This is a genomic window from Nonlabens ulvanivorans (assembly GCF_000732625.1).
GTDB classification, from domain to species: domain Bacteria; phylum Bacteroidota; class Bacteroidia; order Flavobacteriales; family Flavobacteriaceae; genus Nonlabens; species Nonlabens ulvanivorans.
In genome coordinates this window covers 83,473-102,582 of the sequence record NZ_JPJI01000023.1, presented here as the reverse complement: position 1 = coordinate 102,582, position 19,110 = coordinate 83,473, and the positions used below count along the sequence as shown (strand labels likewise).

Here is a 19,110-nt window from a genome sequence, read left to right as displayed (position 1 = left end):
ATGAATGGTTATTTATTAAGTTGGTTAAGTAGGTCTGCCACAATCATGCGGTCATTAAAATCAGATCGCACACCATTAATTTCTTGATATGTTTCGTGTCCTTTTCCCGCGATAAGAATAATGTCATTAGCTTGTGCCATTTGTACAGCGGTTTTAATAGCATTTCTACGATCGGTTACGGTAAGTGTTTTTTTAAAGTCTATAGGTTCTACACCAGCTTCCATATCTTCTAGGATATTATCTGGATTCTCTGTTCGCGGATTATCACTAGTAAATATGACCTGATCACTTAACGACGCAGCTATATTTGCCATGACAGGTCTTTTAGTTTTATCTCGATCACCGCCACATCCAACAACAGTTATTAATTTTTCATTACGTGTACGGATAGCATTAATCGTCTCTAATACATTCTTTAAAGCATCTGGCGTGTGGGCATAGTCTACAATAGCAGTGATATGTTGTGCGGCAGTTGTAAAATATTGAAATCTTCCAGAAACACCATCTAACTTTGAAATCGCTTCTAAAACCTCAGTAGCCTCTAACCCTAACTCTATAGCACAACCATAAATGGCAAGCACATTATAGGCATTAAATTCACCGATCATTTTAGTCCATAATTCTTGATTATTTACTTTTAATTGTAGACCACCAAATTGATTCTCTATAATTTGAGCACGATAATCTGTATATGTTTTCAGAGCATAACCTAGCTTACGAGCTTTAGTATTCTGCAACATAAATTCACCGTTCTTGTCATCGCGATTTGTTAATGCAAATGCCTTAGAAGGTAACATATCAAAGAATCGTTTCTTCACATCTCGATACTCTGCAAAGGTGCTGTGATAATCTAGATGATCATGGGTTAAATTTGTAAACATGCCACCTACAAAATATAGACCGGTTACACGTTCTTGATCAATACCATGACTACTCACCTCCATAAAACAATAATCTACACCAGCATCGCGCATATCAGCAAGATGACTATTTATAGTTATTGGATCTGGAGTAGTATGTTTAGTAGGAATAACTTTACCATTAATTAAAATCTCTACGGTAGAAATTAAACCTGTTTTAAAACCTAGGTTTTTAAATAATTGATATAATAAACTAGTTGTGGTAGTCTTACCGTTAGTTCCAGTAACACCAACTAATTTTAAATCCTTAGAAGGATTACCATAATAATTTGCTCCTATCAGTGCTAGCGCTTTGTGAGCATGATTGACCTGTACATATGTAACATTATCAGATTGGTAATCTGGTAAATCCTCTAATATGACAGCCCTAGCACCACTAGCTACAGCCTTTTCAATAAATTGATGACCGTCTACAGCACTACCTTTAAGAGCTACAAAAACATCTCCTTCTTTAATCTCTCTAGAATCAAAGTGTACTCGTTCTACAGAAATATCTGTAGGACCAATAACCAACTCTAGGCTCACTTTATATAATAAATCTTTTAAATTTCTCATGATAGAGTTAGTGTAATTTGATCATTAGTCTTTACTCGAGTTCCAGGTGCAGCACTCTGCTCTTTAACCTTACCTTTTCCTTTGAGTACTACTTTTGCTCCAAGATTTTCAAGTAATGTCAAAGCATCCATGGCGTCCATACCTTTTAAATTGGGTATTTTATTTGACGTGGATTGAGCTTGTGTATAAAATGCTTCTTGAGACTTTATGATATCATCTGGCGCTATTTCAGGCATAGGCACTTCATCCAGCATAGGATTATTTGCATAAATCTTTTGAGCGATTTTTTTAAACACTGGACCAGCAACGATATTTCCATAGTAACCTTTCGCTGTATTCGGTTTATGTATCACTACTATACAACTATACTTAGGTTCATCTGCAGGAAAATAACCAGCAAAAGAAGCGATATATTCCAGTTTTTTTGTTTTATCTCCGTAACCAGTCTGACAGGTACCTGTTTTGCCAGCCATAGAAAAACTTGGGGAATAAAGATTATCTGCTGTACCACGTTTCACAACATTTTCCATCATTACTTTCACCTTGTTTACCGTTTGTTGAGAACAGATAGAAGGGTTTAAAATACTGCGATCAAACCTTTCAATTAACTGATCTTTAGAGCGTACTTCTCTTATTAAGCGAGGCTTAACCATCACACCATTGTTAGCAATCGCATTATAAAAAGTCAAGGTTTGCAAAGGTGTTAGATGCACTCCATAACCGAAAGCCATCCATGGTAAAGATGTACCGCTCCATTGATTATCCTCGGGATGCGGAATTCTAGGAATACCTTCGCCAGTAATAGAAAGATCTAATCTTTTATTTAATCCCATACTATAAAGACGATCAACATATCTAGCGCTTTCATCTTTACCCTTATAATTATCTGTAACCATCTGTACTAAAGCAGTGTTAGAAGAAACCTCAAATGCTCTCGCAACACTTATCTTTCCATAACCGCCGTATTTAGAATCTTTTACATCACGCCCATAATATGAAATTTTCCCACCTCTAGTATCAAAGACAGTACTTGTATCTACCACCTTATCTTCAAGAGCCGCAACTACACTCATAAGTTTAAATGTAGATCCAGGCTCGTGCGATTCCCATACCGCATAATTGCGCTTTTCAAAATATTTACCACTTTCTCCACGACCTAGATTAGAAAGAGCTTTTATTTCTCCAGTTGCAACTTCCATGACAACTGCAGTACCGTGTTCTGCTTGAAAATACTCTAACTGCTCTAGCAAGGCATGATGAGCAACATCTTGCATGTTCACATCTATAGTAGTGTAAACATCATATCCATCTTGTGGCTCAATCTCATTTGCACCACTAATAGGTTTCCATTGATTTTGAGAAATTTTTTGTTTTTGGCGCACTCCATTACTACCTCTCAAGTATTGAGAGAAGGCACCTTCTAATCCTACAGGTGCACTACCAGGTTTATCATAACCTACTATACGTTCTGCCATTTTACCTAGAGGATGTTCTCTTACTACACGCTGCTCTACAATGATACCACCTCGATACGGACCTTTTCTAAATAGAGGAAATGATTTAATCTGTATGTAATCACTATAGTTTAAGTTTTTAGTGATTAGCAAATAACGATTACGGTTACTGCGAGCGGTACGTAGTTTTTTAGAAAAATAAGATTTTGGACGGTTTAGCTTTCGCGAAAGCGAGTCACTCAAAGCCCCAATAAACTCATTAAAATCTGCCTCGCTAGGTGCCACTGCATCAAATCTGATATCATATTTTGATATAGAGGTTGCTAGTAATTGCCCATTAGCATCATAGAGATTCCCACGGTTTGCAGGTATAGTATCATTTTTAAAAATTCGCTGTTCTGCCTTTGCGCGATATTTATCTCCGTCGATAAATTGAATATTGATAATCTTCACAACAATTCCTAGGGCAATGATTAAAAGCACTGCACCTACAATGTAGATTCTATTCAGTATGCTTTTTTCAGTTGTTGCCATCTGGTGTTGTTGATTTAATAATTATTTTTTGTGGTGGATTTTTTGCCGGTGCAATTCCACGCTTCTTTAATTTATTTGCTATTGTTGATTCCATTTGCAGAAACATCAACTCACGTTGACCATCTACATACTGACTGCGCAATTCATTTTCTTGCTCTGCAAGCTGGCCTATGTAATGCACTTTTTTCTCAAAACTATGCCCAGTGTAGATCATGACTATAGATAGAAATACCGCAAAAATGATAAAGCGCCAATTTTTGAACGCATCATCATTTGTAAGGAAACTACCTTTTAATATGTCATAAACCTTAGACGCCATAACTAATCTTCAATCCGTTGTGCGATGCGTAATTTTGCACTACGCGCACGATTATTTTCTTTAATCTGAGCTGCTGTCGGGACTATTAGCTTACCTACTTTTTTAAAGGGCACACTTGCTCTACCAAAAACATCCTTTTCAGGTTCACCATGAAAAAGACCATTACGCATAAATCGCTTTACAGGACGATCTTCTAAAGAATGATAGGATATCACACTAAGTCTTCCACCTGTTTTTAATATTTCTTTGGACTGTACTAGAAATTCCTCTAACACGTCCATCTCCTGATTCACCTCAATACGTATTGCTTGAAAAACTTGAGCTAGCATTTTATGCTGTATACGCTCTGGAACAAATGGAGCACATATTTCTTTCAATTGAGCTACTGTCTCAATAAGACCTTCATCACGCTTTGCAATGATTGCCCTAGTTAATCTAGGCGCAATACGCAACTCACCATATTCTTTAAAAATTCGATTTAGATCATCTTCATCATAATCATTAACTACTCTAACAGCATCTAGTTCACTTTCTTGATTCATACGCATATCAAGTCTAGCATCAAAACGTGTAGAAAAACCACGATCTGCCTCATCAAACTGATGAGAACTCACACCCAGATCTGCCAAAATCCCGTCAACCTCTTTCACACCATACATGCGTAAAAAACGCTTCATGAATCGGAAATTTTGATTTATTAAAACAAACCTAGGGTCATCAATCACGTTTTCTAAAGCATCAAGATCTTGATCAAAGGCAAACAACTTACCATCCTCACCTAACCTAGACAAAATTTCGCGTGAATGACCACCACCTCCATAAGTCACATCTACGTAAACTCCTGAAGGATGAATAGCAAGTCCGTCAATGGACTCTTCCAGCAATACTGGACTATGATATGAGCTCTGTTGTGTCATCTCCCATTACTTCTTCTGCGAGATCAGCAAAATCTACAGCAGCCTCATCAATAGCCTGCTCATAACTTTCCTTATCCCATATTTCTATTATATTAATCGCACTCGATACGGTGAGATTTTTAGTAATACTAGCGATGTGTATTAAATCCTTAGGAATTAACAACCTACCATTTGCATCTATTTCTACCGTTTTTACACCAGCAGTAAAACGACGTATGAAGTCGTTATTTTTTTTCTTAAATCGATTGAGCTTATTCATACTCACCATCATTTCATTCCACTCTTTCATGGGATACAACTCTAAGCATGGTTGAAATACGGAACGCTTAAGCACAAAGCCTTCTTGCAAGACTGGCGCTAGCTGTTTTTTCAATGAAACCGGCATCATAAAACGCCCTTTTGCATCGATTTTACACTCGTATGTTCCTATGAAATTGATCAAGCTTGATGAGTTATTATTTCAAATATAAAATTATTACTCCACAATTTACCACTTTTTACCACATTGTTAATAAAACGACGTTATTCTGAATAACTACGGGACTTATGAACAATTCAAATGATAACCTCTATTTAAGATTTGAGATACTTTAAATATTGCTTTCACATAAATGAACGCTAAAAAACATAAATCGTGTCATGAAGTGGGAAAGCCTAAAAATTACCATTATACTCATTTACAATGCATGCATTATATAATGCAAATAAGCTATATTTGCTTACTGTACTAAATACAGTATATGACGCAAGAGCTGATTACCGAAGGAAAATTTGAATACTATGCCACTGGCGAAGGAACACCCATAATCATTTTACATGGTTTAATGGGCGGATTGAGTAATTTTCAAGGCGTGATCGACTATTTCCCTTCTCGTGGATATCAAGTTGTAGTGCCTTCTCTACCGCTATACAGCATGCCTTTACTAAAAACTAGTGTAGGGACATTTGCAAAATACATCAATGAATTTATTGACCACATGGGCTGGAAAGAAGTGATTCTTTTAGGTAATTCTTTAGGTGGGCATATAGGTTTAGTAACTACAAAGTTATTTCCAGATAAGATAAAAGCCTTAGTGATAACAGGTAGCTCTGGCCTTTATGAAAGTGCCATGGGAGAAAGCTACCCTAAACGTGGTAACTATGAGTACATCAAGAAAAAAGCCGAAGGTGTGTTTTACGATCCAGCTGTCGCTACAAAAGAAATTGTCGATGAAGTTTTTGGTGTTGTAAATGATCGTAATAAATTGATCAAAACACTAGCTATTGCAAAAAGCGCTATACGTCACAACATGGCCAAAGACCTTCCTAAAATGCCAACACCTGTTTGTATTATATGGGGAAAACAAGACAGCGTAACGCCTCCAGAGGTCGCTACTGAGTTCCATGAAAAATTACCAGATAGCGAACTTTTCTGGATTGATAAATGTGGTCATGCTGCCATGATGGAGCATCCTGATCAATTTAATGAAATACTAGCTGCTTGGCTAGAAAAAAGAGAACTGTAAACGACTTATCATCACTATCGTTTTTTGATTTAATTACCCTAAACTTTTACCACTATCTCATTTACCTATTCTGGTAGTCTAAAAAATTAAGGACTAACTTATCTTTGCCAAATGAAAATAACTAGTTCAGAATTTGTAATTTCAAATCAAGACGTAAAGAGATGTCCCGACAGTAAATTAGCAGAGTATGCTTTTATAGGACGATCTAACGTAGGCAAATCTTCTTTAATCAACATGTTGACCAATAAGAAGAGTCTCGCTAAAACATCAGGACGACCAGGAAAAACACAGTTAATCAATCACTTTTTGATTAACAAAAGTTGGCATCTTGTTGATTTACCAGGCTATGGTTATGCTCGTGTTTCTAAGACTAGTAAGGCAAAATTTCAAAAGTTTATCACTAATTATTTTAAACAAAGGCGTCAGTTAGTATGCGCATTTGTACTAGTTGATGTGCGTCATGAGCCGCAGCCTATTGATACAGAATTTATGGAATGGCTAGGTGAGAATGGTATCCCTTTTGGAATTGTTTTTACTAAGGCAGACAAACTTAAACCTAATGCACTAGAACGCAATGTTGAATTATATAAAAAGCAATTGCTAGATGGCGTCTGGGAAGAGGTCCCTCCATACTTTGTGACCAGCTCTAGTCATGGAAATGGCAAAGAAGAATTACTGAACTATATAGGTGAGATTAACGATAACCTAGATAATTAAAAGACTGGTCGATCATTTACCGTCTTGCGACGTATTTCTCTCAAAATATCTTCAATACCGTTAACTTTCATATCATAAACGGTTGTCATGTAACGACCTAACTTACCTTCTGGAAAACCTTTCCGACGGAACCAAACATAATATGACTCTGGCAACTCACTTAAGAATCGCCCCTTATGCTGGCCAAATGGCATTTTATACCATGCCAGCTCTATCAATTGTTTATGATCAAAAAATGGTTCCAAAGTGAGGTGACAAACATTATGTCAGAGACGGATTTTTTTTCACCGCTCTGACTTCACATGATTATTAATTATCCCAGCTACTAAGATCTACTTATACAGCTAACATGATTCTGTAAGTAATGGAATTACTTCTTTTTTAACTCTAGCTTTTCTGCAAAGTAGTCACAAAAATCAATCATTGTATCTCTCATCTTATCATCATTAGTCGCTCGATGATAAGAGTCTGCCATTGATACTAAGGTCTGATGAAAAAATACTCTCATCTCGTCAACCGGCATATCTTTAGTCCATAAATCTATACGGAAACTCTCTTTCTCTATAGAATCCCACATAGATACCATCATTGCTTTAGCTTCTGCTCCTGTAACGCCACCATCTGGCGCACTCCATCTAATATGTTCTGGAACACGATTTTCATCTAGTTCAATTCCTATTTTAATCTCTGATCTATGATTTTGAGCCATTATTGTTTTGGTTTATATCCTGATTTATTAAAAATAACATCTGCTGGCAAAGTGAGCATTGCATCTAATGAAGTGTCATTATTCTCCATGTAAGACTTAACAATACGATAGCCTATATACTGACCTACTCCACCTGGAGTATTTTGATCTACTTCTAAGTAAAATTTTGAAAACGGTGCCGGTAATATAAAACGTGATTGTAATTTTGGATTAGTATTATACAACAAGTTTTCATCCACAAAGAAACTCCACATTTGAGATTCGTTATTTACTACAAAGTCAAATTTTTCGGGCGCATAATTAAATATCTGGGCTCCTGTTGATTGTGGCGCAAACAACTCTTGTACATAATGAAGCTTACCGTGATACACCATAGATCCCAGTAATGATCTATCCATGGATGGCTTTACAAATAAATAAGCATAAGCCAGACCTACGTCTGCTGGCAAATGTTCTATTTGCAAACCTTGTTTTTGATAATTACTAATCCCAGCATAAAGCTCGTGGTCATTACCTAGATAGGTATCTATCGCAATCAATAGCTGAGCCTCAGTAGGCGTTACCTGGCGTCTATAATCTACTTGAGATATAACAGTAACTATATCTGGAGTTTCAAATTCTGGAAAATAATATTCTACATGCCTGAAAACATTATCTACTTCATCATGTATTTTTTGATAATCAAATTTGCGATCCATCACCGCATTCTCTAGCACCATTTGAATTGTGTCTGCACCTGTTAACTTTGCAATCCACACACTATCTGCAAAACGTTGAGGAAACAACATTGAATATTCCTGCTTTAAACTACTTAAATCGTCTGGAGTGGCTTGAGCAAACTCTTCATGAAACAATTTGATTTCAGATTGTATAGGTATTGCAGCAATTTCCTGCTCTAACCTCGATGAATCGTTGCACGACGAAAGTATGAATAACGCTTTCGCGAAAGCGAGATATTTAAAACCTCTGTAAATCTTATACTTCATAGTCCTATAACGACGCTTTTTTTAATTAATTTTAAGGCTGCAAAAATACAGCTAATCTATATCAATTAAAGACTATGAAAGTAGATAAAGTAACAGATCACATTGTAACATGGCTTAAAGACTATGCCACCAAAGCAGGAGTAAATGGATATGTTGTAGGTGTAAGCGGCGGAATTGATAGTGCCGTTACCTCAACCCTATGTGCCATGACAGGTCTAGACGTCTTATGTGTTGAGATGCCTATACACCAACATCAAGATCATGTAACCCGAGCTCAAGAACATATTAAACAATTAAAATCGAGGTTTGATAATGTAAACGATGTGCGTAGTGATCTTACACCGGTTTTTGATAGCTTTATAGACAACATGCCAGACATAGAAGATAGCGCACTAGTAGAATTAACTCGTGGAAATACACGTGCGAGATTGAGAATGACGACATTATACTATCATGGTGGCGTTCATGGACTGCTGGTTGCTGGAACTGGAAATAAAGTTGAGGATTTTGGCGTTGGATTTTACACTAAATATGGAGATGGTGGTGTAGACGTAAGTCCTATTGCAGATTTAATGAAGAGCGAAGTGTATAAAATAGGGAAACATGTATTAGTCCCAGACAGCATTATGAAAGCAGCACCTAGTGATGGATTATATGGAGCAGAACGTACTGACGAAGATCAAATAGGCGCTAGTTATGATGAGCTAGAACATATCATGAACGAGATTAGTGACGGAAAAACAGTGAGTGATTTCACCGGCAGAAAGCTAGAAGTGTTTAATCTTTATAGCGTTTTAAACAAAAAGAATCAACACAAAATGAACCCTATACCTGTTTGCATGATCCCTAAAAACCTTATAAAATAGGACATAACAGCCTAATAAGCAAGGAAATACTTACATTATTATCGATTGTAAAGCCTAATTAATCGTTGTATATTTGTACTTACAAATACCCCTAAAAATGAACGTTTTATTAGCAGACCATCACCCTGTATTCCGAAGAGGAATTAAAAGTCTGATGAAGGACAGTAAGCGTTTACGCTTCACTGGCAAGGTAGAAGATGGAGAGATGCTCTTATCAGGCATCAAGGAGCATAAACCAGACTTATTAATCCTAGAAATTGACTTACCTAATTCTAACGGTGCTGGCGCATTGAGAGATATACGCTCTCACTTCCCAGACCTGAAAGTACTTATCGTAAGTTGTCACCCAGAAGAGATATATGCCATAAGTGCCATTAAAGCTGGCGCAAATGGATATATCGCAAAAACTAAATCTTCTAAAGAGATTAAGAAAGCGATCGAAACTGTGATCAGTGGAGAAACATTCTTATCTGATTCTATCAAAGAAGTAATGAACTCAAAAAGTAAAACTGGTAAATCTGTAACTCTACGTTACAAAAAATTATCTGCCAGAGAAATTGAAGTTCTTAATTTACTTTCTAGAGGAAAAAGAAATAAGGAAATATCGCAAATCTTGAGTATCAACGAGAAAACTGTAAGTACTTACAAAACTCGCTTACTTAAAAAACTTAATGTAGATAATATCGCAGACTTGATACACCAGTCTCGACTTCTACAAATCACCTCTTAGACTACACGGTTTAGGCGTCTCCCCAGATATCTACTCAATTTATTATAGTCCCTTACAGTAGATAGTACATCAGTATTATCTACTGCGGGATCTTTAGATATAGTTTCAAATAAAGCTTTTATCTTCTCTTCTATCATTAACCTTCGGAAATTTAAAATGGCATCCATTGTATAAGTGGAAACCGTTTCATCCTTAGACTTTACAAAGATCATTTTACCATCCCATTTATGCAGTTGATATTTATCCTCTTGCATCACTAGATCTGCAACTAGTCTAGCCTCATGCTCATTAAGTGAAGACATAACCTGATTAAGATCTACTTTACCTTGCATAAGCAATAAATCTACTATCTTAGGGTACAAAGTTTTAAAAATGGAGTTGGAAAACTCTATTTCATCGTTTTGAAGGTCGAGATAAACCTTTTCATAAACTGGCATCGTAACTTTAACAGGTTCAACGACTAGCTCACCATCATCGGACTCTTGTAAAAACTCTTCTTTAAAATCTTCTACTTTATCACCGTATAATAATAAGATTTTAATGATAGCGTGTTCAAGTACAGATCGTCTGTCCACTTTTACGGCAGCCTCTACGTTTTCAACTTTCTTTAATGGTTGGGATTGTTGATCACGACGATCTTTCTTGCGTTGCTCCTTTAAACCTGCATTACGATTTTGGGCTAGTGAAGAAAACAATACATCCTCGCCTATGCCTAGTATAGCAGCGCTTTCTCTTACATAAATCTCTCTAGAAATATCATCAGGCACCTTTGCAATACTCTGGACAATATCTCTAATCATCTCTGCTTTTTTGATAGGATCTCCAGCAGCTTCATTTTTAAGTAAATTAGATTTAAAACTTATAAAATCTACTGAGTTTGCTTTTAAGAAGTCTTCAATTTCTATCTGTGTATGTGCTTTTGCAAAGCTATCTGGATCTTCACCTTCTGGAAAAGTACAAATACGGACATTCATTCCTGCTTCTAGAATTAAATCAATTCCACGTATAGCGGCACGCATTCCTGCGGCATCACCATCATAAAGAACAGTAATATTTTTAGTAAGTCTTTGTATTAATCTGATTTGCTCTTTAGTTAAAGCGGTACCAGAACTAGACACTACGTTTTTAACGCCAGCTTGATGAAGCTGTATCACGTCTGTATAACCTTCTACTAGGTAACATAAGTCTTCTTTAGCAATGGATTGCTTTGCCTCATAGATACCATATAGCACCTTAGACTTATCATAGATATCACTTTGTGGCGAGTTCAGATATTTTGCGGCCTTCTTATCATTAGTAAGAATCCTACCACCAAAACCTAATACTCTACCTGACAAACTACGTATAGGAAACATCACTCGACCTTTAAACCGGTCAAATTGTTTTTCTTCCTTAACGATGGTTAAACCAGTTTTATCAAGAAACTCTAATTGATATCCCGCTTTTATAGCAGCATCAGTAAAGGCACTCCACTGATCTGGAGAATATCCTAATTGAAAGTACTTAATCGTTTCATCAGTAAAGCCACGCTCTTTAAAATAGCTGTAGCCTATAGCTTTACCCATTTCGGTTTTGAGCTGTGACTCCATCCACTCTGCAGCAAATTTAGAAACCAAAAACATAGATTCTTTTTGATCTTGTGTTTGCTTTTCTTCATCGGTTTGTTGAGTTTCTATAATCTCAATACCGTATTTATTTGCTAACCATTTAATGGCCTCAGGAAATGTAAAATGCTCATGTTCCATTAAAAATGTCACTGCATTTCCTCCTTTACCAGAACTAAAATCTTTCCAAATTTGCTTTACAGGTGATACCATAAAACTAGGTGAGCGCTCATCAGAGAACGGGCTTAAACCTTTAAAGTTTGAACCTGATTTTTTGAGTTGTACAAAGTCACCTATTACCTCTTCAACTCGAGCGGTTTCAAAAACATTATCTACAGTAGTACGTGATATCAATTTATGGAAATTCTAATTTATGGTAACTTTTAACTCTACAGTAAAAATAGCTGACTGCTATTTACTTTGCTTCCGAATCAGAATGTAAAAATAAGAATTAAGCAGCATAAGTAAATGAATCGAACTGACAGTAATTTCAACGGATTCGATATTAGTCTCGCTTTCGCGAAAGCGTATAAAAAAAGCCCTTATCATTATAAGGGCTTACTTCATTGCAATTATTGATTTCTATCTGAATCGAACACCCAAGGTAACGTACTGTTGTTGCACTGGTGAGTCTTTAAAAATATCGTTTAATCCATAAGTCGCAAAAATTTGCGAGTCATTCCATCCCGCATAAACACTTAAGCCGTATTGAAAATTATTTACTTTAAAGTCATTAGTAAGCGTGTTAGTGACGTCACGACCTTCACGCTCATATTTAATTTCTTGAGAAGAAGTTGAAACCAGCCCTATATATCCACCTACACCTACTACAAATGGTTTTGCACCACCATAGCGCTTGATACCGTCTTCATAATCTTTTAAATCACGTCTCCCAAATTCAAGATGTACTGGTGTTAATATACTTACTTGAGTGAATCGTGAGCCATCTAAATCAAATCCTGCATCTTCTAGTCTCGTGACATTATTAAATGTACTAAAAACCTTATCATCATTAATCCTTAAACTTTGAATACGCATAGTAAGTCCATAGTTGAACCTCATAAAATCATCTTCTTTTTTAAGTCTTGTCGAGAATTCCAGTCCTACATCAAATACACCTGATCCCCAAAAACGATAATCATCACCTATACCATTGCCATCTCCTAAGGCCTGATTAAATCCAAAACCGACATACAGCTTTGTATTAGTCATGACCGTTTCTTGATCTCTTCTAGATTCATCAAACAAGTCTAGAAAATCGTAAGGCGCATCTTCCAGCTCATTTTCTTCTTGAGCATAACCTAGATTAAACAAACCGATAACTGTAATAATTAAAAGTAGATTAGTTTTCATAAAACATTTTTATTTAAAGTTAATGTAGTGATAGTAATGCGATTATACATTAACTAATTTTTAACCATAGAAACAGCTCATGTTATTAAACAAGAGCTGTTTCACTGGCTAATTCAAATCTTTATTTTATTGAATCCTAATACCGAATGTTACATATTGAGCGTCTACAGAATCGCTTTTAAATACATTATTGAAATTCATACGACCAAAGAAGGTAAAACTATCTTTACCTACGTAGGCATCAATACCATATAACAATACTTCGTTATCGAAATTATTAATTCGAGTTTCCTTAATCTCACGTCCATCTAAATCATATTTTAATTTTAAACGTGAACTCATATTAAAACCGGCAAATCCACCGATTCCAAATTTCCATTTATCATATTCTTGAAAACGTACACGACCATCTTCATATTCTTTACGGTCACTACCACCGAACTCTAAGTGAAGAGGAAATACCAACTGATCCTGACGGAATTTTGCTTTTTTAGTATCAAAACCTATAGCCGCTACTTGCGCTTGATCGCCTTGAGTTATAAACCTATTACCATTAAGCTCTGTACCTTGTGTTTGATACTCTACACCATACATTAACCTTACATGGTTATTTTTATCAAGTGTCGTTTTCCACTGATATCCTAGAGAGAAATAGTTATTATTAGGGTAACTAAAATCATTGATTCCTAGATTTTCACCATTCATATAATTGTATCCAAAACCTAGGGTAAATCCAGAAGTCGTCTTGATAAACTTTTGATTTTGCCTATTATTCTCAATATTAATACTGATTCCCTTTTTAGTAGAAATTTCAAGTGTTGATGAGGCATGGTCCTCTAATCTATAATCATAAAATGCAGAGGTACGGTTAACCTTAATTAAATTAATTTCGGCATCTGTTTTCACTCTATGTTGAGTAATGATCTCTGCAAGATCTTCGGCAAACTTTGCTTTGGATTCATCTGCTTGTTCTTCACTAATTTTATTATCCTCTAAAGATTTATTAACTCGCTCAATCATGGTTTTGAATTGAGTCTTTTTATCTGACACGTAAAGGCTATGACTTTCTTCTAACGCCGCTATTGCAGATTCACTACTCATTATTTTTCTCTCATGAGCGCCAGGAGTTCCATTAACATATTTTATAACTTTACCATCTACTGTATCTATTTGAACAGGATATTTTTCTCGCATTTTTGCAGCTCTAATAGAATCTCTTCTAGTAGATTTTTTTTCAGTTTCTTGAGCTTGAGTAAATAGTCCTAAAAAAAGAGATAAAATCAAGCTTGCAATAAGTACATGTGTTTTCATAATTTTTAATTTTTAGATATAAGTATGGCTGTCCGTTGTACATAAACAGCTGTTTTAAAGGTTATTAAATTGGTTTTGTTTATTTATTACGATCTACGATTGCAACAGCTTCTGCTCTTAAGAAATTAAGTCCACCTTGTATGCTGTTTTGCAATTTACTTCTATTATCAGATTCGATATCCCATTCTGTTTCTCTCAATAATTTATCGGGATTTATTGTCTTTACAGCCACTTCTGTGACCTCAACTTTACCCATCGCTTTATTAAGTAAAAGTTCCATTTCTTCCTCGGCAGTAAGTTGTTTTTCTATAATATGCTGATTAGACACACTAGCCATTGCTGTATCCTCATTACCCTTTGATAATGCCTTATCTATATTTAAAGATGATGCGGGATTTTGAACATTGATTGCTTGATCTTTTACTTTAGAATTTACAGTCTTAGGTTGCTTGTTATTTTGAGCAATCGATTGATTTTTTATAGCATTATTATTAGATTCATCATTATTTTGAACCTCAGTATTAACCGTGCTAGCTACATTAATATTTTTATCACGTTCTAATTTAGGCTCAACAATTAGTAAGTCGTCTTTAGCATTATCTGTATTCAAGGGTAAAGTGTTAACTATCTTATCATCGCTATTGATAATCGCCTCATTAGATAGTGATGGATACAATAATAACGCAGCAATAAAAATAGCGGCGATAGCGCTTAACCAATAAATAATCACTGGCTTTTTACTCTTCTTATCATCTTCATCTAATCGAGCAGACAGCACGTCCCAAGAGCCTGCACTAGGCTTTATCTCTCTCTTTTCAAAAGTGTTTTTTATATTATTAAGCTTCATAATGCTTCTTTTTCATCATTTTTAATTCTTCCTGCAGCATCAATCGCGCTTTACGGAACTGTGTTTTTGAGGTACTCTCACTTATTTGAAGTACTTGAGCAATCTCGCCATGTTTAAAACCATCTATTGCATACATTACAAAAACAGTTTTATACCCTACCGGCAATCCATCAATGGCCTGTTGCAGAACATTCATATCAATATTGTCATCTGTATCTTCATCCATACAGGCAGGCTCTTTTTCTTCATCAATACTAGAAGAATATTTAAAAGGGTCTTTCTTGCGTAAATAGTCAATACACTCTCTAACCATTATACGTCTTACCCATCCTTCAAAACTTCCCTGATGTGAAAAACTATCTAGTTTTGTAAATACTTTAAAAAAACCGTTAAGCATCAATTCTTCTGCCAGTTCCACAGGTGATACATATTGTCTACAAACGCTCAGCATTCTAGATGCATGCTTATCATAAAGATGCTTCTGGGCTTTCCTATCGCCAGCAGCAGCTTTTTCAATAAGCTTTTTTTCGTTAGTATAGAGTTGTATCACTTTCACAATTTACAGACTTTCTATTAACATAGACGAGATGTTTTTAAAAAGGTTGTCTAGATTATAAAAAATATTTGATTTTTATTTCGCTTTCGCGGAAGCGCATAAAAAAACCTCTCTTAATCCACATGATTAAAAGAGGTCTTAGAGCAATTTTTAGGGAAAATTACTCTTTTGGAAGCACTACGGTATCAATAGCGTGAATCACACCATTAGTAGCTTCAATATCTGTTACGGTTATTGTAGAACTTCCGCCATTTGCATCTTGCAAAACTACTTTTCCATCTACTAGGCTTGCATAAATAGGCTGACCTTGTACTGTAGTAGCCATAAAACCACCACCATTACTTTCTATATTTTCAATAATTTTTGCCGCTGTCCATTCGCCAGGGATGACATGATATGCAAGGATACTTGCGATCTTATCTTTATTTTCTTCTTTTAATAATGTAGCAATTGTTCCCTTTGGTAATTTATCAAAAGCACTATTAGTAGGAGCAAAAACGGTAAAAGGCCCATCACCTTGTAAGGTCTCTACTAAATCTGCAGCTTTTACAGCAGCAACTAATGTAGCAAAACGTTTATCTGATGCGGCAACACCTATAATATCGTCAGACATGACTTGTGATGTTGATGGTTGAAGAACAGCTGTCTGTGTAAGGCTAGCTGAGGCTAGTTGCTGGTCTGATTGTGCATTTACACTTAATGCTAATCCTAAGAATACAAGTGCGGTAAAGAGGTTTGCTAATTTCATTTTCAAGTTTTATTTTGTTAATTATTTGAAAGTTTGATGCATCTAAGGGTAATACGCCCGTAACTTTGAAATGGATTTTTAACAAGTACTAAAAAAAAGTTAAAACAACATTGACTCCTATTTTAGAACAACATATCGTTGAATTAATAAAGCAAGGCGACCAGCGTGGCATGAGTTTACTCTATGACAATTTTGGACCTGCTTTATATGGATGCGCTTTAAAACTAACTAAGGATAAAGATGCTTCAAGCGACATTTTACAGGATGCTCTTATCAAAATATGGAACAATAGCAGCAGCTATAATCCAGACAAAGCAAAGTTTTTTACCTGGTGTTATGGTATCACTCGCAATACGACTATTGATTATTTAAGAAAAGTTCAAAAAAAACAGTCTAAAGAAATCCAATTAAAGAATCGAGACGTATATCCTATAGAGGACACTATTAATCAAGATGATAAAGAAAGTCTTAAAAGGCAAATTAGTACCTTAGACACAAAATACATCTCGGTATTAGATGCGGTTTTTTATAAAGGAATGACACATATGGAGGCTGCAGACTATTTAGACATTCCTCTAGGAACTTTTAAAACCAGGATGCGTGCCGCTTTAATTGAGTTGCGCTCGATTAATAAAGGAATCACCATCCTATTATGGATTTTATTACTATCATGAAATTAAAGAATCAACATATCGAAGAGTTTTTACAATCTGGATTACTAGATCGCTATGTCATTGGTGACACATCTGATACTGAGAATACTATGGTTGAGGATATGATCAACCAGCATAGTGAGGTTCAACTAGCTTATGATAAGTTACAAGAAGAGCTTTTCTTATATGCAAATACAAATGCGATTACACCACCAGATTACTTAAAAGAACAGGTTTTAAATAAAGTAACACCTAGAAAAGAATTAGAACCAGAATATAGTAAACATGAAAACTGGTTAAGTATTGCAGCTGTTATCGTTGCTCTGCTAGCATTATCTGGGCTAGGTTATCTATATCAACAAAACACTGGTCTTAAACAAGAAATTGTAGAAACAACTACTCAATTTGAAAACCTAGAGCGTGATTATGAACTTAATGACACTCAAAAAAGAATATTAGAAATGCGCCTTGCGTTTATAGAAGCTGGTGATACTGAGAAATATTTAATGCGAGGTTATATAGAAGAAGAACCGTTACGTGTTATTGCATATTATAATCAACCAGCTGGTAAAGCTCAAATTGAAATTGCTGCATTACCTGAACTAGAAAAAGGACTGGACTACCAATTATGGGCAGATGTAGACGGCGAGATGGTTTCCCTTGCTGTGTTAAACGATTTGAAACCTAAAACGATAAGTGCTGAAATTTTAAAAAAAGCATCAGATTTAAATATCACCATTGAAAAAGCTGGAGGAAGCAAGCACGCAAGTGTTGAAAACCTTGTATCATCGATACCACTAAATACAATACCATAATCTACTATAGATTTTAAAATACTCTTTTCAAAAGTAAAGCCGATGTTGATTGAACAGCATCGGCTTTATGATTTTATATGATTGAAAAGATTTATTTATTCTCTCCTTTATAACCAAAACGTCGCAGCTGTTTCTCATTACTACGCCAGTTTTTATTCACTTTTACAAACAACTCTATATGAACTTGCTTACCAAAGAATTTTTGTAAATCCTTACGAGCCTCAGTACCAACACGTTTAATAGCAGCACCTTTATGACCTATTATAATACCTTTTTGAGTCTCGCGCTCTACCATAATCACTGATCGTATTCTTATGATATCTTCATCTTCAAAAAACTCTTCTGTATCAATCTCTACAGAGTATGGAATTTCTTTTTTGTAATGAATTAAGATTTTCTCTCGTATGCTTTCATTTACAAAAAATCGTTCTGGTTTATCCGTTAAAGCATCTTTAGGATAAAAAGCTGGTGAGGCAGGCAATATCTCTACAATACGAGCCATTAATTGTGGGACACCAAAATTCTCTAAAGCACTAATTGCAAAAATCTCTGCATTAGGCAATCTCTCTTTCCAGTGTTCAACAGCCTCTTCTAATTGAGAAGCCTGTCCTTTATCAATCTTATTAATCAATACAATAACAGGAACCTCTGCAAAGGTTAATCGTTTTTCAAACGCTTCATTTTTAAGTTCCTTTTCACCTAGTTCTACCATATACAGAATACAATCTGCATCTTCAAAAGCATTTTTTACAAACTCCATCATACTTTCTTGAAGCTTGTATGCTGGTTTAATAATACCAGGTGTATCACTCAATACCATTTGAAAATCCTCACCATTTACAATACCTAATATACGGTGACGTGTCGTCTGTGCTTTTGAAGTGATAATAGATAAACGCTCACCTACTAGAGCATTCATCAATGTAGATTTTCCAACATTAGGATTCCCTACTATGTTAACAAAACCTGCTTTATGTTCTACTTTCTCTTCCATGTGACAAAGGTAGCCGT

General features: G+C 35.5%; 21 protein-coding genes. 6 read left to right on the top strand and 15 right to left on the bottom strand.

The window, feature by feature from the left end:
- Positions 1-8: 8 nt before the first annotated feature.
- From IL45_RS02750 to mraZ, 5 genes are read right to left on the bottom strand one after another with little or no spacing between them, the layout of a single operon-like run.
- Positions 9-1,475 (bottom strand): UDP-N-acetylmuramoyl-L-alanyl-D-glutamate--2,6-diaminopimelate ligase, encoded by a 1,467-nt coding sequence (locus IL45_RS02750; RefSeq protein WP_036580068.1) that lies wholly within the window; start codon positions 1,473-1,475, stop codon positions 9-11.
- Positions 1,472-3,463, bottom strand: coding sequence for a penicillin-binding protein (locus IL45_RS02745; RefSeq protein ID WP_036580066.1), 1,992 nt, complete (start codon positions 3,461-3,463; stop codon positions 1,472-1,474). Before IL45_RS02745 ends, IL45_RS02750 begins: the two co-directional genes overlap by 4 nt.
- Positions 3,450-3,782 (bottom strand): FtsL-like putative cell division protein, encoded by a 333-nt coding sequence (locus IL45_RS02740; protein ID WP_036580064.1) that lies wholly within the window; start codon positions 3,780-3,782, stop codon positions 3,450-3,452. Before IL45_RS02740 ends, IL45_RS02745 begins: the two co-directional genes overlap by 14 nt.
- Before the next feature lie 2 nt (positions 3,783-3,784).
- Positions 3,785-4,699 (bottom strand): 16S rRNA (cytosine(1402)-N(4))-methyltransferase RsmH, encoded by a 915-nt coding sequence (gene rsmH / locus IL45_RS02735; protein ID WP_036580062.1) that lies wholly within the window; start codon positions 4,697-4,699, stop codon positions 3,785-3,787.
- A complete protein-coding gene (gene mraZ, locus IL45_RS02730; RefSeq protein ID WP_036580059.1) occupies positions 4,674-5,141 on the bottom strand; it encodes a division/cell wall cluster transcriptional repressor MraZ in 468 nt (155 codons plus the stop codon). The genes rsmH and mraZ overlap by 26 nt, the downstream gene beginning before the upstream one ends.
- Positions 5,142-5,439: 298 nt before the next feature.
- Here mraZ and IL45_RS02725 point away from each other — a divergent pair, with 298 nt between their 5' ends.
- Positions 5,440-6,204: an alpha/beta fold hydrolase gene (locus IL45_RS02725; protein WP_036580056.1), complete on the top strand. Its 765-nt coding sequence runs from the start codon at positions 5,440-5,442 to the stop codon at positions 6,202-6,204.
- 111 nt (positions 6,205-6,315) lie between these two features.
- The gene (yihA, locus tag IL45_RS02720; protein WP_036580053.1) at positions 6,316-6,921 is read left to right on the top strand and encodes a ribosome biogenesis GTP-binding protein YihA/YsxC; all 606 of its coding nucleotides are present in this window, start codon (positions 6,316-6,318) and stop codon (positions 6,919-6,921) included.
- Here yihA and IL45_RS02715 read toward each other — a convergent pair.
- The 3 genes from IL45_RS02715 to gldB form a co-directional block, all read right to left on the bottom strand.
- On the bottom strand, positions 6,918-7,166 hold the full coding sequence (locus IL45_RS02715) for a DUF3820 family protein (protein ID WP_036580050.1): 249 nt from the start codon (positions 7,164-7,166) through the stop codon (positions 6,918-6,920). The two genes, yihA and IL45_RS02715, sit on opposite strands and share 4 nt — an antisense overlap.
- A 125-nt stretch (positions 7,167-7,291) precedes the next feature.
- Positions 7,292-7,630, bottom strand: a complete 339-nt coding sequence (gldC, locus tag IL45_RS02710) for a gliding motility protein GldC (RefSeq protein WP_036580048.1) — start codon at positions 7,628-7,630, stop codon at positions 7,292-7,294.
- On the bottom strand, positions 7,630-8,616 hold the full coding sequence (gene gldB / locus IL45_RS02705; protein ID WP_036580046.1) for a gliding motility lipoprotein GldB: 987 nt from the start codon (positions 8,614-8,616) through the stop codon (positions 7,630-7,632). The genes gldC and gldB overlap by 1 nt, the downstream gene beginning before the upstream one ends.
- Before the next feature lie 74 nt (positions 8,617-8,690).
- On the opposite strand from gldB, the gene nadE reads away from it, so the two are divergent.
- Both nadE and IL45_RS02695 read left to right on the top strand, forming a co-directional pair.
- On the top strand, positions 8,691-9,482 hold the full coding sequence (nadE, locus tag IL45_RS02700) for an NAD(+) synthase (protein WP_036580043.1): 792 nt from the start codon (positions 8,691-8,693) through the stop codon (positions 9,480-9,482).
- Positions 9,483-9,579: 97 nt separating this feature from the next.
- Entirely contained in the window at positions 9,580-10,212 is a 633-nt protein-coding gene (locus IL45_RS02695; protein WP_036580039.1) for a response regulator, read from the top strand.
- Here IL45_RS02695 and dnaG read toward each other — a convergent pair.
- The 6 genes from dnaG to IL45_RS02665 form a co-directional block, all read right to left on the bottom strand.
- Positions 10,209-12,170, bottom strand: coding sequence for a DNA primase (gene dnaG, locus IL45_RS02690; protein ID WP_036580037.1), 1,962 nt, complete (start codon positions 12,168-12,170; stop codon positions 10,209-10,211). The two genes, IL45_RS02695 and dnaG, sit on opposite strands and share 4 nt — an antisense overlap.
- 228 nt (positions 12,171-12,398) lie before the next feature.
- Positions 12,399-13,169, bottom strand: coding sequence for a hypothetical protein (locus tag IL45_RS02685; RefSeq protein ID WP_036580036.1), 771 nt, complete (start codon positions 13,167-13,169; stop codon positions 12,399-12,401).
- Between the two features lie 126 nt (positions 13,170-13,295).
- Complete coding sequence (locus tag IL45_RS02680) at positions 13,296-14,480, bottom strand: porin family protein (protein ID WP_036580033.1); 1,185 nt, start codon at positions 14,478-14,480, stop codon at positions 13,296-13,298.
- Between the two features lie 79 nt (positions 14,481-14,559).
- Positions 14,560-15,327 carry a hypothetical protein gene (locus IL45_RS02675; protein ID WP_036580030.1) on the bottom strand — a complete coding sequence of 256 codons (768 nt, stop codon included), beginning with the start codon at positions 15,325-15,327 and terminating at the stop codon, positions 14,560-14,562.
- Positions 15,317-15,877 carry an RNA polymerase sigma factor gene (locus IL45_RS02670; protein ID WP_316930396.1) on the bottom strand — a complete coding sequence of 187 codons (561 nt, stop codon included), beginning with the start codon at positions 15,875-15,877 and terminating at the stop codon, positions 15,317-15,319. The genes IL45_RS02675 and IL45_RS02670 overlap by 11 nt, the downstream gene beginning before the upstream one ends.
- A gap of 166 nt (positions 15,878-16,043) precedes the next feature.
- The gene (locus IL45_RS02665) at positions 16,044-16,631 is read right to left on the bottom strand and encodes a fasciclin domain-containing protein (RefSeq protein ID WP_036580026.1); all 588 of its coding nucleotides are present in this window, start codon (positions 16,629-16,631) and stop codon (positions 16,044-16,046) included.
- Between the two features lie 110 nt (positions 16,632-16,741).
- Between IL45_RS02665 and IL45_RS02660 the strand changes: the two genes are divergently transcribed.
- Both IL45_RS02660 and IL45_RS02655 read left to right on the top strand, forming a co-directional pair.
- Positions 16,742-17,305 carry an RNA polymerase sigma factor gene (locus IL45_RS02660; RefSeq protein ID WP_036580024.1) on the top strand — a complete coding sequence of 188 codons (564 nt, stop codon included), beginning with the start codon at positions 16,742-16,744 and terminating at the stop codon, positions 17,303-17,305.
- Entirely contained in the window at positions 17,284-18,099 is an 816-nt protein-coding gene (locus IL45_RS02655) for an anti-sigma factor (protein ID WP_036580023.1), read from the top strand. Before IL45_RS02660 ends, IL45_RS02655 begins: the two co-directional genes overlap by 22 nt.
- Positions 18,100-18,190: 91 nt before the next feature.
- Here the strand turns inward: IL45_RS02655 and era are convergent, their stop codons facing one another.
- Positions 18,191-19,093, bottom strand: coding sequence for a GTPase Era (gene era / locus IL45_RS02650; RefSeq protein WP_036580021.1), 903 nt, complete (start codon positions 19,091-19,093; stop codon positions 18,191-18,193).
- Positions 19,094-19,110: the final 17 nt, after the last annotated feature.

Excerpts from the sequence above, each read along its gene's own strand:
- gldC (WP_036580048.1), bottom strand. The coding sequence starts at position 7,630 with ATGGCTCAAAATCATAGATCAGAGATTAAAATAGGAATTGAACTAGAT.
- IL45_RS02685 (WP_036580036.1), bottom strand. The coding sequence starts at position 13,169 with ATGAAAACTAATCTACTTTTAATTATTACAGTTATCGGTTTGTTTAAT.
- IL45_RS02725 (WP_036580056.1), top strand. The coding sequence starts at position 5,440 with ATGACGCAAGAGCTGATTACCGAAGGAAAATTTGAATACTATGCCACT.
- IL45_RS02655 (WP_036580023.1), top strand. The coding sequence starts at position 17,284 with ATGGATTTTATTACTATCATGAAATTAAAGAATCAACATATCGAAGAG.
- IL45_RS02695 (WP_036580039.1), top strand. The coding sequence starts at position 9,580 with ATGAACGTTTTATTAGCAGACCATCACCCTGTATTCCGAAGAGGAATT.
- IL45_RS02740 (WP_036580064.1), bottom strand. The coding sequence starts at position 3,782 with ATGGCGTCTAAGGTTTATGACATATTAAAAGGTAGTTTCCTTACAAAT.
- gldB (WP_036580046.1), bottom strand. The coding sequence starts at position 8,616 with ATGAAGTATAAGATTTACAGAGGTTTTAAATATCTCGCTTTCGCGAAA.
- IL45_RS02675 (WP_036580030.1), bottom strand. The coding sequence starts at position 15,327 with ATGAAGCTTAATAATATAAAAAACACTTTTGAAAAGAGAGAGATAAAG.
- era (WP_036580021.1), bottom strand. The coding sequence starts at position 19,093 with ATGGAAGAGAAAGTAGAACATAAAGCAGGTTTTGTTAACATAGTAGGG.
- rsmH (WP_036580062.1), bottom strand. The coding sequence starts at position 4,699 with ATGACACAACAGAGCTCATATCATAGTCCAGTATTGCTGGAAGAGTCC.
- IL45_RS02665 (WP_036580026.1), bottom strand. The coding sequence starts at position 16,631 with ATGAAATTAGCAAACCTCTTTACCGCACTTGTATTCTTAGGATTAGCA.
- IL45_RS02745 (WP_036580066.1), bottom strand. The coding sequence starts at position 3,463 with ATGGCAACAACTGAAAAAAGCATACTGAATAGAATCTACATTGTAGGT.
- IL45_RS02680 (WP_036580033.1), bottom strand. The coding sequence starts at position 14,480 with ATGAAAACACATGTACTTATTGCAAGCTTGATTTTATCTCTTTTTTTA.
- IL45_RS02750 (WP_036580068.1), bottom strand. The coding sequence starts at position 1,475 with ATGAGAAATTTAAAAGATTTATTATATAAAGTGAGCCTAGAGTTGGTT.
- nadE (WP_036580043.1), top strand. The coding sequence starts at position 8,691 with ATGAAAGTAGATAAAGTAACAGATCACATTGTAACATGGCTTAAAGAC.
- yihA (WP_036580053.1), top strand. The coding sequence starts at position 6,316 with ATGAAAATAACTAGTTCAGAATTTGTAATTTCAAATCAAGACGTAAAG.